This is a genomic window from Goodfellowiella coeruleoviolacea, assembly GCF_024171785.1.
GTDB classification, from domain to species: domain Bacteria; phylum Actinomycetota; class Actinomycetes; order Mycobacteriales; family Pseudonocardiaceae; genus Goodfellowiella; species Goodfellowiella coeruleoviolacea.
This window is the reverse complement of the sequence record NZ_JAMTCK010000004.1, coordinates 92,851-107,857: the sequence shown is the minus strand read 5'-3', so window position 1 is coordinate 107,857 and position 15,007 is coordinate 92,851. Positions and strand designations below refer to the sequence as shown.

At 72.4% G+C, this 15,007-nt stretch carries 13 protein-coding genes; 7 read left to right on the top strand and 6 right to left on the bottom strand.

Annotated features, from left to right (window positions below):
- The first annotated feature begins 86 nt into the window (after positions 1-86).
- A complete protein-coding gene (gene pruA / locus LX83_RS09315; protein WP_253769401.1) occupies positions 87-1,712 on the top strand; it encodes an L-glutamate gamma-semialdehyde dehydrogenase in 1,626 nt (541 codons plus the stop codon).
- A 497-nt stretch (positions 1,713-2,209) separates the two neighbouring features.
- The gene (locus LX83_RS09310; protein ID WP_253769399.1) at positions 2,210-3,139 is read left to right on the top strand and encodes a proline dehydrogenase family protein; all 930 of its coding nucleotides are present in this window, start codon (positions 2,210-2,212) and stop codon (positions 3,137-3,139) included.
- A gap of 288 nt (positions 3,140-3,427) precedes the next feature.
- Here LX83_RS09310 and LX83_RS09305 read toward each other — a convergent pair whose 3' ends face one another.
- The 3 genes from LX83_RS09305 to LX83_RS09295 all read right to left on the bottom strand — a co-directional run bounded on the left by LX83_RS09305 (position 3,428) and on the right by LX83_RS09295 (position 6,786).
- Positions 3,428-4,789 carry an MFS transporter gene (locus LX83_RS09305; protein ID WP_253769397.1) on the bottom strand — a complete coding sequence of 454 codons (1,362 nt, stop codon included), beginning with the start codon at positions 4,787-4,789 and terminating at the stop codon, positions 3,428-3,430.
- Between the two features lie 201 nt (positions 4,790-4,990).
- Positions 4,991-6,442, bottom strand: coding sequence for an ABC transporter substrate-binding protein (locus tag LX83_RS09300; protein ID WP_253769395.1), 1,452 nt, complete (start codon positions 6,440-6,442; stop codon positions 4,991-4,993).
- Complete coding sequence (locus LX83_RS09295) at positions 6,424-6,786, bottom strand: ArsR/SmtB family transcription factor (RefSeq protein ID WP_253769393.1); 363 nt, start codon at positions 6,784-6,786, stop codon at positions 6,424-6,426. The genes LX83_RS09300 and LX83_RS09295 overlap by 19 nt, the downstream gene beginning before the upstream one ends.
- Before the next feature lie 365 nt (positions 6,787-7,151).
- Between LX83_RS09295 and LX83_RS09290 the strand changes: the two genes are divergently transcribed.
- From LX83_RS09290 to LX83_RS09270, 5 genes are all read left to right on the top strand, one after another.
- Positions 7,152-8,705: an amidase gene (locus tag LX83_RS09290; protein WP_253769391.1), complete on the top strand. Its 1,554-nt coding sequence runs from the start codon at positions 7,152-7,154 to the stop codon at positions 8,703-8,705.
- Positions 8,706-8,755: 50 nt separating this feature from the next.
- Complete coding sequence (locus tag LX83_RS09285) at positions 8,756-9,085, top strand: hypothetical protein (protein WP_253769388.1); 330 nt, start codon at positions 8,756-8,758, stop codon at positions 9,083-9,085.
- 150 nt (positions 9,086-9,235) lie between these two features.
- Positions 9,236-10,909, top strand: a complete 1,674-nt coding sequence (locus LX83_RS09280; protein WP_253769386.1) for a bifunctional 3'-5' exonuclease/DNA polymerase — start codon at positions 9,236-9,238, stop codon at positions 10,907-10,909.
- A gap of 143 nt (positions 10,910-11,052) precedes the next feature.
- On the top strand, positions 11,053-12,183 hold the full coding sequence (locus LX83_RS09275; protein ID WP_253769385.1) for a nucleotide disphospho-sugar-binding domain-containing protein: 1,131 nt from the start codon (positions 11,053-11,055) through the stop codon (positions 12,181-12,183).
- 47 nt (positions 12,184-12,230) lie between these two features.
- Positions 12,231-12,968 carry a helix-turn-helix domain-containing protein gene (locus tag LX83_RS09270; protein ID WP_253769383.1) on the top strand — a complete coding sequence of 246 codons (738 nt, stop codon included), beginning with the start codon at positions 12,231-12,233 and terminating at the stop codon, positions 12,966-12,968.
- Here LX83_RS09270 and LX83_RS09265 read toward each other — a convergent pair.
- Genes LX83_RS09265 through LX83_RS09255 form a run of 3 tightly spaced genes read right to left on the bottom strand, consistent with a single transcriptional unit; the run spans position 12,922 to position 14,953 of the window.
- Positions 12,922-13,845: a hypothetical protein gene (locus tag LX83_RS09265; protein ID WP_253769381.1), complete on the bottom strand. Its 924-nt coding sequence runs from the start codon at positions 13,843-13,845 to the stop codon at positions 12,922-12,924. The genes LX83_RS09270 and LX83_RS09265 overlap by 47 nt on opposite strands.
- Before the next feature lie 9 nt (positions 13,846-13,854).
- Positions 13,855-14,082, bottom strand: coding sequence for a DUF397 domain-containing protein (locus tag LX83_RS09260; protein WP_308203938.1), 228 nt, complete (start codon positions 14,080-14,082; stop codon positions 13,855-13,857).
- A gap of 13 nt (positions 14,083-14,095) precedes the next feature.
- On the bottom strand, positions 14,096-14,953 hold the full coding sequence (locus LX83_RS09255) for a helix-turn-helix domain-containing protein (protein WP_253769379.1): 858 nt from the start codon (positions 14,951-14,953) through the stop codon (positions 14,096-14,098).
- Positions 14,954-15,007: the final 54 nt, after the last annotated feature.

Below are 15,007 nucleotides of genomic sequence, written 5' to 3'. Positions count from 1 at the left end.
GTCGATGCCCAGCCCGACGCCGGAGGGTTGGCCGCGCGTGTCGGTGGGCATTGAACGACAAGGCGCGAGTCGTGAAGGAGCTTCCCGTGGATGCCGTGACAAACGTTCCCGCCCCGGTGAACGAGCCGGTGCTCGGCTACGCCCCTGGTAGCCCGGAGCGGGCCAAGTTGGAGGCCAAGCTCGCGGAGCTGGCCAAGGAGCCGGTCGAGCTGACCATGACCATCGGGGGGCAGCGCCGGCTGGGTGGCGGCGAGCGGATCGACGTGGTTCAGCCGCACAAGCACCGCGCGGTGCTGGGCACGATGGGCAACGCCACCCAGGAGGACACGCGCGAGGCCCTGGCCGCGGCGCGGCAGGCCGCTCCGGCGTGGCGGGCGCTGTCCTATGACGACCGGGCCGCGATCCTGCTGCGCGCCGCCGACCTGTTGAGCGGCCCGTGGCGGGCCACGCTCAACGCGGCCACCATGCTGGGCCAGTCCAAGACCGCCATCCAGGCCGAGATCGACTCGGCGTGCGAGCTGGCCGACTTCTGGCGGTTCAACGTCCACTTCGGACGGCAGGTGCTGGAGCAGCAGCCGAACAGCTCCCCGGGGGTGTGGAACCGGCTGGACCACCGTCCGCTGGAGGGCTTCGTCTACGCGATCACCCCGTTCAACTTCACCGCGATCGCCGGCAACCTGCCGACCGCGCCCGCGCTGATGGGCAACGTGGTGCTGTGGAAGCCCTCGCCCACCCAGACCCTGGCCGCGCACCTGACCATGCGGCTGCTGGAGGAGGCCGGCCTGCCGCCGGGCGTGATCAACCTGGTGACCGGTGACGGGCTGGCCGTGTCCGAGGTGGCCCTGGCCGACCCGGACCTGGCCGGCATCCACTTCACCGGGTCGACCAGGACGTTCCAGCACCTGTGGTCGACGGTGGGCGCGAACATCGCCCGCTACCGGGGTTACCCGCGGCTGGTCGGCGAGACCGGCGGCAAGGACTTCGTCCTGGCGCACCCGTCGGCCGACGTGGACGTGCTGCGCACCGCCCTGGTCCGGGGCGCGTTCGAGTACCAGGGGCAGAAGTGCTCGGCGGCGTCGCGCGCGTACGTGCCCCGGTCGGTGTGGCAGCGGATGCGTGACGACTTCCTCGCCGAGGTGGAGTCGTTGACCGTGGGTGATGTCACCGACCTGAGCAACTTCATGGGCGCGGTGATCGACCGCCGGGCGTTCGACAAGCTGTCCGGGGTGTTGGACCGGGCGCGGTCGGACTCGGCCCTGGAGGTGGTGGCCGGCGGCACGGCCGACGACAGCGAGGGCTACTTCGTGCGGCCCACGGTGCTGCTGGGCAGCGACCCGGAGCACGAGGTGTTCACCACCGAGTACTTCGGCCCGGTGCTGGCGGTGCACGTGTACGAGGACGGCGACTACGACCGGGTGGTGCGCCAGCTGGAGCGCGCCGCCCCGTACGGGCTGACCGGCGCGGTCATCGCGAGGGACCGGGCGGCGATCGCCTCGGCCAGCGAGGAGCTGCGGTTCGCGGCGGGCAACTTCTACATCAACGACAAGCCCACCGGCGCGGTCGTCGGCCAGCAGCCGTTCGGCGGCTCCCGGGCCTCGGGCACCAACGACAAGGCGGGCTCGATCCTGAACCTGCTGCGCTGGACCAGCCCGAGGTCGATCAAGGAGACCTTTGTGCCGCCGACCTCGTACCGCTACCCCCACCAGGGCTGACCCGCACCGCCACCCCAGGGGCCGCACCGGCCACCACGGCCGCGCCGCCCCTGGGGACGGTGGGTTCGGTTCGGCTGTCAACGCACCAGAACACACCCCCGCCCTCCCAGGGGGGCGACCCCGCTCCAGCCTATCCACCCCACCCCCCACCGGTACCGCGTCGGCCCGGCCTGGGGACAACTCCGCAGCCTGTGGACAACACCGGCCACGAGCGGGTGAAAACCGCGGCCGCGATCCAGATCCGTGGTAGCGGCCCCACCTCAGCCACCCCACCACCCGCCGACGCGCACAACCGGCCACCGCACCACCCCGGCCACGCACCGCGGGCCGGCGCGCGACCGGCTCACCGGCACGCCGGGCCGGCGCGCGTCGAGCCAGCGCACACCACCCGGGCCCGGCACGGCCGACGCCAGCCCACCCGGCCCCGGCCACCCGGACCCGTCCACCCGCCCCGGCCCGCCAGCACGGCGCCAGCCCTCGCCACCTCGGAGGTTCGCATGCTCCGCTCCACGTTGTTGGCCGCGTCCCGCTCCCGGCTGGCCCGCAGGCTCGTCGAGGGAGCGCCGCTCACCCGCTCGGTGGTCGACCGGTTCATCCCCGGGGCCACCCTCGACGACGCGCTCGCGGTCACCGGCGCGCTGGCCGCCGACGGCCGGTACGTCACCCTGGACCACCTCGGCGAGGACACCACCGACATCCACCAGGCCACCGCCACCGTCGACGCCTACCTGCGGCTGCTGCGCCGGCTCGACGAGGCCGGGCTGACCGGGCGCGCCGAGGTGTCGGTGAAGCTGTCCGCGGTCGGCCAGTTCCTGCCGGACATCGGCGAGAAGGTCGCCCTGGACAACGCGCGCAGGATCTGCGAGGCCGCCGCGACCGTGGGCACCACGGTGACCCTGGACATGGAGGACCACACCACCACCGACTCCACCCTCGGCATCCTGCGCGAGCTGCGCGCGGACTTCCCCTGGGTGGGCGCCGTGCTCCAGGCCTACCTCCGGCGCACCGAGGGCGACTGCCGGGACCTGGCCGGGCCGGGTTCGCGGGTCCGCCTGTGCAAGGGCGCCTACCAGGAGCCGGCCTCGGTCGCCTTCGCGCAGAAGTCCGAGGTGGACCTCTCCTACGTGCGGTGCCTCAAGGTCCTGATGGCCGGGCAGGGCTACCCCATGGTGGCCTCGCACGACCCCCGGATGATCGCCATCGCCGCCAAGCTGGCCCACCAGGCCGGCCGGGCCGCGGACAGCTACGAGTTCCAGATGCTCTACGGCATCCGCGACGCCGAGCAGCGGCGCATCGCCGACGAGGGCAACCGGATGCGCGTGTACCTGCCCTACGGGGACGAGTGGTACGGCTACTTCATGCGCAGGCTGGCCGAACGCCCGGCCAACGTCGCGTTCTTCCTGCGCTCGCTCGTCACCCGCAACTGACCCGGCAGCGGAACACCCACCGCGCCGAAGATCCACTTCGGACATCCGCTCAGGACGTTCCCCGGACATCCAGAGCGGACATCCACAGCGGACGTCCAGAAAGAACATCCACAACGGACGCCTCCACCGTCCACCAAGGACAGCGTCCACCAAGGACAGCGTCCACCAAGAACAACTGGCCGCGCCGCCCTCCCGGTGGCACAGCAGTGGTCCCGCCCCGCCGGGCGAACACCCAGCAGGACGGGACCGACCACCACCAGTTTCAGTTGTCGTTCAGCACGGAGGCGCTCAGGCCGGGGCGACGGCCAGTGCCGGCTCCCGCTCGTCGCCGAGGGGCTGGCCGGCCTCGACCGGCGCGCCGGCCTCGGCGAACACCACGGCCGGCTCGGCGACCGGCTGACCGTGCTGGTCGCTGGCCAGCTGGCCGTGCTGGCCGGTGGCCGGCAGCACGGCGGCGACCGCCACGCCAGCGGCCGAGCCAGCGGCGTTCGGCACGGCGGCCCGCCGCTCGCGGCGGTCCAGCAGCCCGGACAGCAGCGCCAGCGACACACCCACCACGGCCAGCACCGCGCCGACCGCGTTCGGGGCGGTGTAGCCGTAGCCGGCCTGGATGACCAGGCCGCCCAGGTAGGCGCCGGCCGCGTTGGCGATGTTGGACGCCGACTGGTTGGCGGCGGCGGCCAGGGTCGGGGCCTCGGCGGCCTTGTCCATCAGCCGGGTCTGCACCGCGGGCGAGGCGGCCATGGAGCACGCGCCGATCAGGAACACGGTGATCGCGGCCAGGACCTGGTTGTGCGCGGTGACCACGAACAGCGCCAGCATCGCGCCCAGCGCGATCATCGCCCCGTACAGGGTGGGCATGAGCGCGCGGTCGGCCAGCCGGCCGCCGACCAGGTTGCCGGTGGTGGTGCCCAGGCCGAACAGCACGAGCAGCAGGGTCACGCCGCCCACGCCGAACCCGGCGACCTCGGTCATCATCGGGGTGATGTAGGTGTAGGTGGCGAACACGCCGCCGAAGCCCAGGGTGACCACGCCGAGCGAGAGCCACACCTGGCCCTTGCGGAAGGCGGCCAGCTCCTTGCCGAGGCTGGCCCCGGTCGCGCGGGGCTGGCGGGGCACCAGCAGGCTGATGCCGATCATGCTGAGCACACCGATGACGCTGACCCCCCAGAAACTGGTGCGCCAGCTCATGTGCGAGCCGATGATGGTGCTCAGCGGCACACCGAGCACGTTGGCCAGGGTGAGGCCGAGGAACATCAGGGACACGGCCCTGGCTCGCTTGTTCTCGGCGACCATGCTCGCGGCGACCACCGAGCCGACGCCGAAGAAGGCGCCGTGCGGCAGCCCGGCGAGCACCCGGGAGGCCATCATCAAGTCGTAGGTGGGGGCCAGTGCGGTGGCCACGTTGCCGACGGTGAACAGCCCCATCATGCCGAGCAGCATGGTCTTCCGACGCAGTCGGACCGCGACGGCGGTGAGCAGCGGGGCACCGATCACCACGCCCAGGGCGTAGCCGGTGATGAGATGCCCGGCGGCGGGAATGGACACCCCGAAGTCAGCGGCGACCTGAGGCAGCAGCCCCATGATCACGAATTCGGTCGTGCCGATCCCGAAGGCGGCAATGGCGAGCGCCAGCAGTGCGATGGGCAAGGAAGGTCGTTCTCCTGAAACTGGTACGGGCTGATGGGCAACGATCTGCCGCGTCGTCGCGCACAGCACGGCGTGGTGCACCTGGAAGGTGTGGATCTCGGCCTCGAACGTGGTCGGGCCGCCCGCCGCTAAATCGCTACAGTAACCAACCAACCGCCCGCGTCGTGGCTTCCTGTTCCGCCGGGTGAATCAGGCCACTTCTCAGTTCGCGGAGATGCGGAACCCACCGGGGATGGATTCCGCCAGGTAGAGGGCTTTTTCACCGGTGCGCCGCTGCTCGGGCTGTGCGGAAGGCCACGTCGGGGAGAATCGCTGTGCCCGCACCGCGCTGACCAGTTCGGTGAGGTTGGCGTCGGTGTTGAGCGCGCCGGAGGCGGCCAGCATGTGGATGGCCTCGTACACGGACTCGGTGATGCTGGACAGGGGTGGGGCGGTGGCGCCGAAGGTGGCCCGGTAGCGGCGCAGGAACGCGGTGTTGCCGTCCGAGCCCAGTTCCTGGAAGTAGTTGAACGTCGTCCACACGCCGCGCGCGGCGTCGTCGCCGGTGAACTCGCGGGTGGACTCGTCGAACGCGAGGGACAGCGTGCGGGTGGTGTCGCGCAGCCCGGCGGCGTAGGACTGCCGTTCGAACCGGGCCTCGTCCGAGCCGACGAAGGTGGACACGATCAGGTCGGCGCCGGCGGCGGCGATGTCCTCGATGAGGTCGTCGAACCGGGTGGTGCCCAGGGCGCGGTACTGCTCGCCGACGACGACCCCGCCGATCCGCTCGATCTCGGCGCGCGCGACCCGGTTGGTCGTCCTCGGCCACACGTAGTCGTTGCCGACCAGGTAGCAGCGCTTGCCGCCGGCTTCCCGGACCAGGGTGGGCAGGGCCAGGCGCAGTTGGCCGCGCGGGCGTTCGCCCAGCCGCATGACGCCGGGCCGGAACCGGCCGCCCTCGTTGACCGGGGTGTAGATCAGCAGCGCGCCCAGCCGCCTGGCCAGCGGGGCGACCGCGTCGAACACCTCGGAGGTGACGTTGGTGACGACGGCGCGGCAGCCCTCGACGGCCACCATGCGGCGGAACTGGACGGCGCCCACCTCGGGCTTGCTGGCGTCGTCCCTGAGCACCACGTGCACCTTGTGGCCGGTGCCGGCGACGCCGCCGTCGGCGTTGACCTCGGCCGCGGCCATCCTGGCCAGGTTCTCCGTGGCCGCGGCGAACACGCTGGCCGGCCCGGACTTGCTGGTGAGCACGCCGATGCGGACGGTCGCGGGCGGGGTGGGTTCCTCCAGCGGGTCGTAGCCGCGCTGGCGCAGCAGCCAGGTGACGGCGTCCTCGGGCACCTCCACGCCGAGCCGGACCACCGTGCCTCGGCCGCCGGACACGGGGGTGAGGGTGCAGATCAGCCGGCCGACCCAGGGTGACTGCTGGTCGATCACCAGGCGGTGCGGTGGGGTGAGGCTGGCGATCCGGCCGAACGCGTCGACGGTGGACCCGTTCGGGTCGTCCGGGTTGAGCGGCAGCTCGAACTGCACCAGCGCGCCGACGCGCAGCGCCTGGTAGTCGGCGCCGAACAGCCAGCCGGCGGTGCGGTCGCTGCCGAGCAGGGCGAAGACGTCAGCGGGTGGCAGTGCGAGGTGCCGCTGCTGGCTCAGTACGAGATTCCCCACCGGGGCGTGTCCTTGTCGGTGCCGGTCGGGTCGGGCGCGTCCGAGGCTGCTGCGGGTTCCTGGTCGGCGCTGGCCTCAGCCGCTCGGGCCAGCCCGTCGAGGGAGGCGCCGTAGAGGCTGTTCAGGAACGAGATCACCTCGTGCACGGGCTCAACCCGCAACGAGTAGTACCGGTACTTGCCGGCGCGCCGCTCCTTGACCAGCCCGGCGTCCCGCAGGACCCGCAGCTGCATGGAGACGGCTGTCCGGCCGATGTGGGTGAACTGCTCGGCGATCTGGGTCACGGTCAGCTCGCCGTGTTCGGACAGCAGGCTCAGCACCGCGCGCCGAGTGTCGTCGGCCAACGCGCCGAAGGGCGACGAACCGCAACTCACAGCCCCCACCAACCAGTCTGGTTCCCTTGTCGATGCGTCCACCGTACTCAACGTGACGATGCGGTGGCAACGAGTGACCAGAAGTGCCACCCGGTCGGTGAGCGGTTCTCACCCGATCGACGCGTCACGATCGATTGACACATTTCCCGCGGCGTCATTACCCTTCGGCTACTCGCAGCAGTCATGCGACAGCGATAAGTAACAATTGACTCCGTTCAGCTCAGTGAACACCGCTGTCCAGCCCAGTCCGGGCACGACGCGGCGGAGCACTCTCCCGTCCCCCATTCCCCATCTCCATCCCCATCCCACCACCGACACCGAGGAGATCACCGTCCATGGGAATGTCTCCACCGACCAACGCTGATCTCCGTGAGATCGCCCGCCGCTACCACCTGCGGCTCGACGAGTCCGACCTGGACTCCTTCCGCGGCCTGGTCACCGCGGCGCTGATCTCCTTCGACGTGGTCGAGGCGCTCTACCGGGCGGCCCGACCGGTGCCGCCGGCGCGCCAGCACCGGCGGCCCGACGCGCACGAGAACCCGCTCGGCGCCTGGTACGTGCGCACCGACCTGAGCCACTCCGTGGACGGTCCGCTGGCCGGCCGCACCGTGGCGGTCAAGGACAACATCGAAGTGGCCGGCGTGCCGATGGCCAACGGCTCCCAGGCGGTGGAGGGCTTCGTCCCCGCCCTGGACGCCACCGTGGTGTCGCGGGTGCTCGACGCCGGCGCCACCATCACCGGCAAGGCCGTGTGCGAGGACCTGTGCTTCTCCGCCGGCAGCCACACCTCGGCGTGCGGGCCGGTGCGCAACCCCTGGGACCGGGACCGGATGAGCGGCGGCTCGTCCTCCGGCTGCGCCGCGCTGGTGGCGGCCGGCGAGGTGGACCTGGCCATCGGCGGCGACCAGGGCGGCTCCATCCGCATCCCGGCCGCGTTCTGCGGGGTGGTCGGGCACAAGCCCACCCACGGCCTGGTGCCCTACACGGGCGCGTTCCCCATCGAGGCCACCCTGGACCACCTGGGGCCGATCACCGCCACCACACGCGATGCCGCGCTGCTGCTCACCGTGCTGGCCGGGCCGGACGGGCAGGACCCCAGGCAGGACCCGGACCCGAGGCCCCGGGACTACCTGGACGGGCTGGACGCCGACGTGGCCGGGCTGCGGGTGGGCGTGCTCGACGAGGGGTTCGGCCTGCCCGGCCTGTCCGATCCGGACGTGGACCGGGCGGTGCTGGCCGCCACCCGGGTGCTCGCCGAGATCGGCGCGAGCGTGCGCCGGGTGAGCGTGCCCTGGCACCGCCACGGCCAGCACCTGTGGAGCGTGATCGCCACCGAGGGCGCCACCGCGCAGATGATCGACGGCAACGCCTACGGGATGAACTGGGTGGGCCGCTACGACCCGGAGCTGATCGCCCACTACGGGCAGGGCCGGCTCGACCACGCCGACGCCCTGTCCGAGGTGGTCAAGTTCGTGGTGCTGGGCGGGCGCTACTCGATCGAGCGCTACCACGGCCGGTACTACGCCATGGCCCGCAACCTGGCCCCCACCCTGGCCGACGCCTACGACCGGGCGCTCGCCGAGGTCGACGTGCTGGTCATGCCGACCGTGCCGTGCCTGCCGCAGCGCTTCCCGTGCGGCGCGGGCGGCCGGGAGGAGCAGGTGGCCAGGGCGCTGGAGCTGATCCCCAACACCGCCCCGTTCGACGTCACCGGCCACCCGGCCATCTCGGTGCCGGCCGGCCTGGTCGACGGGCTGCCGGTGGGGCTGATGATCGTGGCGCCCCGCCACGCCGACCACCTGTGCCTGCGGCTGGCACACGCCTACGAGACCGCGGTCGGCGGGTTTCCCGCACCCGCGCTCGGCCAGCCGGCCATGGCCACCGACTGACCGGCCCGCCTGCGCGGCAACCAGCTCGCCAACGAGAAGGTGCGAACCACATGAGCGCGGTATTTCCCGCCCGGTTGCTCCCGCACGCGGCACGCGGCCAGTCCGACCGCGTCTGCCACCTCTTCCTGGTCCGCCCCGACCTGGACCAGCCCCCACTGGCCGAGCCAGGGCTGGACGAGCCCGGACTCGGCCAGGGCAGCCCGCTGGCCGCCGGCGCGGCCAGCCAGGTGGTGCTGACCGCCCTGTGCGGGCAGGCGCTGAAGTTGGCCGACGCCGAACGGCTCGGCCACCTGCGTGGTGTGTTGCCCTGCCTCGCCTGCCTGGTCAGTCCCAGGCTGAGCGAGACGGAGATCCCGAAGTGGCTGATGGCCCCGGACTGACGGGCGTCATCCGCCGCTGGCCCGCCTGTCCTCCCCAGGCGGGCCAGCCCACCCCACACCCGCCAGACGAAGTGACCCTCGTTCGCCAGAGCGTCGGTCGTGTCAGACCACTGGGCCAGCGCTGTCAGTGGGCCGGCGCAGAATCAGTCCGTGCTGGTAGCGATGGTTCCCCAGGGGGAGAACGCGGGCAGGCTGCGCCGGCTCGCCGAGGACGGCTCACCGGACGGACCGGTCATCCACAGCACCGACCTGGCCGCGGCCGTGGCCGAACTGGACCGGCAGCACCAGCCCCGCTGGCTGTGGTCGAGCACCCCGGAGGTGTACCCGGCGCTGCTGCGCGCCGGGGTGCGGGTGGGGCGCTGCCACGACCTGGCCGTGGCCGAGGGACTGCTGCTCGGCTTCCACGGCCGGCACGGCGAACCCCGTGGCCTGGCCGCCAGCTGGGCCCGGTGCCGGGGGCTGCCGGTCCCCGACGACCCGCCGCCGCGCAAGCGCGAGGCCCAGCCCGCCCTGTTCGAGCCGGAGACCGACCCGCTGCCCGACGGCGCCGACCCGCTGGACGCGCTCGTCGCCAGCTACGCCGCGCAGGTCGAGGCGATCGCCGCCCTGCCCCACCCGGAGCCGATGCGGCTGCTGGTGGCCGCCGACTCGGCCGGTTGCCTGGCCGCCGCCGAGATGTCCCACCACGGGCTGCCGTGGCGGGTGGACGTGCACGAGGAACTGCTCGTGGACCTGCTCGGCCCCAAGCCCGCCCCGGGCACCCGGCCACGCCGGCTGGCGGAACTGGCCGACGCGATCACCGCGGCCTTCGGCGGCCGGCAGGTGAACCCGGACAGCCCGCCGAGCGTGGTGCGGGCCTTCGCCAAGGACGGGGTGGAGGTGGCCTCCACCCGGGCCTGGGTGCTGCGCAAGGTCGACCACCCGGCCGTGCCGCCGCTGCTGGAGTACAAGGAACTGGCCAGGCTGTACGCGGCGCACGGCTGGTCGTGGCTGGAGTCCTGGGTCACCGACGGGCGGTTCCGGCCGGAGTACGTGGTCGGCGGGGTGGTGTCCGGCCGCTGGGCCACCCGGGGCGGGGCCGCGCTGCAGCTGCCGCGCGCGCTGCGCAGGGCGGTGCGCGCTGATCCGGGCTGGCGGCTGGTGGTGGCCGACGCCGCCCAGTTGGAGCCCAGGGTGCTCGCCGCGCTGTCCGCGGACCGGCGGATGGCCGAGGTGGCCAGCACCGGCGACCTCTACGCGAGCCTGGCGGCCGACTCGTTCGACGGTGACCGCGGCCGGGCCAAGATCGCCCTGCTGTCGGCCATGTACGGGGGCATGGGCGGGGAGGCCGGCGCGCTGCTCGCGGTGCTGCGGCGGCGCTTCCCGGACGCGGTCGGCTACGTGGAGGCGGCGGCCAGGGCGGGGGAACAGGGCCGGCTGGTGCGGTCCCGGCTGGGCCGCACCAGCCCACCGCCGTCCTCGGCCTGGCGTGAGCTGACCGGGCAGCCCGAGCCGGACGAGAACACCGCGCGCCGGTCACTGCGGGCCGCCCGCGAGTGGGGCCGGTTCACCCGCAACTTCGTGGTGCAGGCCAGTGCCTCGGACTGGGCCTCGGCCATGCTGGCCGCGCTGCGCCGCCGGCTGGCCGCGCACGCCCCAGCCGCCCAACTGGTGTTCTTCCAGCACGACGAGGTGATGGCGCACTGCCCGGCCGAGGTGGCCGAGACCGTGGCCGAGCAGGTCGCCCTGGCCGGCCAGGAGGCCAGCCGGCTGGTGTTCGGCCCGACCCCGGTGCGCTTCCCGCTCACCGCCGCGGTGGTGGACTGCTACGCGGACGCGAAGTAAGTGGGCGGGCGGCTGGGTAAAGAACTTCTCAACAAGCGATGAAAAGTGTGTGGCCCACCACAGACCGGCCTGCCGGCACGTCCTCCGGAGTACGTTCGGCTGGGACGTGATCGTTTGAGACTTCCTCCCAAGGCAGGGTTGCCATGCGCGTCCTGATCGTTTCCTCGCCCGGCATCGGGCACGTCTTCCCCATGGTTTCGCTGGCCTGGGCGGTCCGCGCCGCCGGCCACGACGTCCTGGTCGCCACCACCGGCCAGGCCCTGGCCGCGGCCGACGCCGGACTGCACACCGTGGACATCGCGCCCGGATTCAGCTTCGAGACCAACATGCGCGACGCCGCCGCGCGGCACCCGCACCTGATGGCGCTGGCGCGCGGTGGGCTGACCGATCCCCGCCAGGTCGTCGAGTTATTCGGCGTGGTGACCCGACCACTGGTGCCGGCGGTGCTGGCCGCCGCCGAGCGGTGGCGGCCCGACCTGATCGTGCACTCCCCCACGGACGGCGGCGCCCTGCTCGCCGCCGCGCGGCTCGGCGTTCCCGTCGTGCACCACGGCTTCGGCTTCTTCAGCGCCGGCCCGGTGGCGCAGGCGATGCGGGAGAACATGGCCGACGTGTACGCGGAGCACGGGCTGACCAGCGGGGCCACCCGCTCGGTCACGCTCGACGTGGCCCCGCCGAGCATGCTCGCCGAGCCGGACGACTTCGGCTGGGCCATGCGATACGTGCCCTACAACGGCGGTGGCGTGCTGCCCGACTGGCTGGCCCAGGACACCGGCGGCCGGCCGCGGATCGCCGTCACCCTCGGCACGGTGGCGCCCAGGGTCACCGGCCTGGGCCCGGTGGAGCGCCTGCTCGCCGTGGCGCCCCGCGTCGACGCGGAGTTCGTGCTCGCGCTCGGCGGGGCGGACCTGAGCGGGTTCGGCGAGCTGCCCGCCAACGTCCACGCGGTCGACTGGATCCCGCTCGGCCCGCTGGCCAGCACCTGCGCCGCCGTGATCCACCACGGTGGTGCCGGCACCACGCTGACCGTGCTCGACGCGGGTGTCCCCCAGCTCGTGCTGCCCAGCGGCGCGGACCGGCACATCAACGCCAGGGCCGTGGCCGCCAGGGGCGCCGGCCTGGCCGCCACCGACGAGGACCTGGACGTGGCCCTGGTGGAACAGCTGCTGGGGGACGACAAGCTGCGCACCGCCGCCCAGGAGGTGCGGGCCGAGATGGCCGCCATGCCCGCCCCGGCCACCCTGGTCCCCCGCCTGGTGGAACTCGCCGGCTGACCTGGGCGGTGTCCTGGCTGGCGATCCGGGCGGCGCACACTGACCGGGTGAGCCGATACTGGGAGCGGACGGTGCCGAGCGCGCTGTCCTCCTCGGTGGTCTGCCTGTGGAGCCGGTCGGCCACCGAGGACGACACCGCCCCGTTCCGGGTGGTGCCGGACGGGTGCACCGACCTGATCTGGGTGCCCGCCACCGGGCAGCTCCTGGTCGCCGGTCCGGACACCGGCCACCAGCTGGCAACCGCCCGGCCAGGCCGGATGGTGGGCATCCGCTTCGGCCCCGGTGTCGGCCCCGCCGTGCTGGCCAACCCCGGCCACACTCTGCGCGACCTGCGGATTCCCCTCAACGACCTGTGGCCCCGCGACCAGGTGGACCAGCTGACCGAGCAGTTGGCCCTGGCCGCCGGCCCGGCCGAGGTGGACGCCGTGCTGGTGCGCGCGGTCGCGGCCCGACTGCGCCAGCGGCCACCCGACCCGGCGGCACCGGCGATCGTGGCCGGCGTGCGCCGCGGCGAGCCGGCCAGGGCCGTGGCCGACCAGCTCGGGCTGAGCGAGCGGCAGCTGCACCGGCGCTGCCTGGCCGCGTTCGGCTACGGCCCCAAGACACTGCACCGGGTGCTGCGCTTCCACGGCGCGCTCGACCTGGCCCGGGCGGGCGTGCCGTTCGCCGACGTCGCGGCCACCGCCGGCTACGCCGACCAGGCGCACCTGTCCCGCGAGGTGAAGGCGCTGTCCGGGATCAGTCTCGGTGCCCTGGTGGGGTCGGGAACCCGGTCCGGGGGTTGAGCCGCCCGTACGCGCGCAGGGTCAGCAGTGCCTCGATCGTCACGATCGGCCGCCACTCGAACTGGGCGACCGGCGTCCACACCGGCCAGGGCAGCATCCAGCCGCCGTCGGCCTGCTGCCCGGCGACCAGGCTGGTCAGGCCCTGCTCGATCTCCGCGTCGGTGAACCAGTGCCGGGCCAGGCTGGTCGGCTGGGGCGCGTAGTCGTGCGGCTTGTGCAGCTGCCCGCCCGCGTAACCCGGCGGCAGACTCGACGCCGAACCGTCAGCCAGGTCCACCAGCCGCTGCTCGCGCACGATCAACCCCAGCCGCTGCGCCTCGGCCACGGCCCGCTGCCGGTCCGGCACGTGGTCCAGGAACCCCACGCAGGCGCTGATCTCGTAGGGGTGCGCCGTGGTGAGCTGCCCGATCCAGGCCCAGCAGAAGTCGGTCGCCGGCCCCAGCCACGGGTGCTCGACCAGGTTCTTGTGCAGCAGCCCGGCGATCGGTCCGGTCGGCAGGATGTGCCCGCTGGGACACTCGACCACCCGCCACCACTGCGCGTGCGGATACCCGCGCATGGTGGGCAGCACGTGCGGCAGGCCCCCGTCCCGGCCGGTGACCGTGGCCAGGAAGTCGCACAGGTCCAGCACGGTGGCCGAGTCACCCATGCCGATCTCGTCCAGCACCCGCAACGCGACCAGCGCGTGCAGCGGCTGACTGGTGGGCCCGCGCCCGTCCGGCTCCAACGCGTGCCCGAACCCGCCGTCGAGGTTCTGGTGGGCGATCACCGCGGCCCGCAACGGCGTGGCCTGCCCAGCCCGGAAGTGGAACTCGAACCGGCGCTGCTCCAGCGCCCGGCCGTTGCGCCAGATGAAATCCTCGGCAGCGTCAAGCATGTGACGACCCTAGGCAGCCCCCGCCCCCGCCGACGGCAGCGAACCGGCCCCCGGGCGGGTGAAGCTACCCAGAAACCCCTGCCACTCGCCCGTGCCGAACCACAGCGCCACCCCCGGCCGCTTGGAGTCCCGCACCCCCACCCGGCCACCCACCACCACAACCTCAACGCAGTTGCCGGCCTGTGAGCCGCTGTAGCTGCTCCTACGCCAGCGTGTCCCGTCGAGGTCCGTGGTCACAGCGCTCCCTCAGTTACGTGAACTCCTTAGCTATGGTAGCGATGAGGTCGCGTGACTCGTTCTCATCGAGCGCCGCCTTCCGCAGCCGCGTGAAGACCAGGTTGTAGCGGCCCACCAGTTCCGCTGGCTTGTCCACATAGGACGCGCCTTCGACGTCTTCCACGTAGACGATCAGTTCGTCGTGCTCGGGAAAGTGGAGTATCGAGAACGGCAGCCCCTGCACCGGATGTTGTGGCGCGTTGAATGGCAGGACCCGCAGATCAACGTTTGGTAGCTCGGAGGCCTCAAGAAGTTTGACCAACTGACCGCGCATCGTCTTGGCGTCCCACACGATCTTGCGAAGCGCGGCCTCGGTCAACACGATCACGAGATCCAACGGGTCTTCTCGCACCAACACCCGCTGACGTGCCATCCGAGCTTCGAGCGGCGCCTTGACCACATGGTTGCCCATCTCAGGTTCCCACGCTTGCAAGGTGGCCCGGGCATAGTCCTCGGTCTGCAACAAGCCGGGCACGATCTCGATCTCGTAGCTTCTGATCTGGCTGGCAGCCGCTTCGAGCGTCATGTAGCGCCGGAACCAGTTGGGAATGCCGTCCCGGTAGGGAGCCCACCACTCACGGTCCCTCGGTTGCTCGTTGATCGCCACCAGGGAGTCGGCGTGCTCCGGCGCGACGCCGTAGAAGGCAAGCAGCGCACGCAGTTCATCCGTTCTGATGCCGAGCGCACCACGCTCGATCTTGCTGATCTTCGGTTGTCCACACCCCAGGTGATCCGCAGCGTGCTGTGCGGTCTTGCGGGCGGCGAGTCGGAACCTGCGCAGTTCGGTGCCGACCTGCATACGTCTGGTGAAGGAGGTGGGGACATCGGGCATACGAGCAGTCTGCCAACCCAAGGAGAGTATTTAAGGAAAGCCCACTCGAACGAG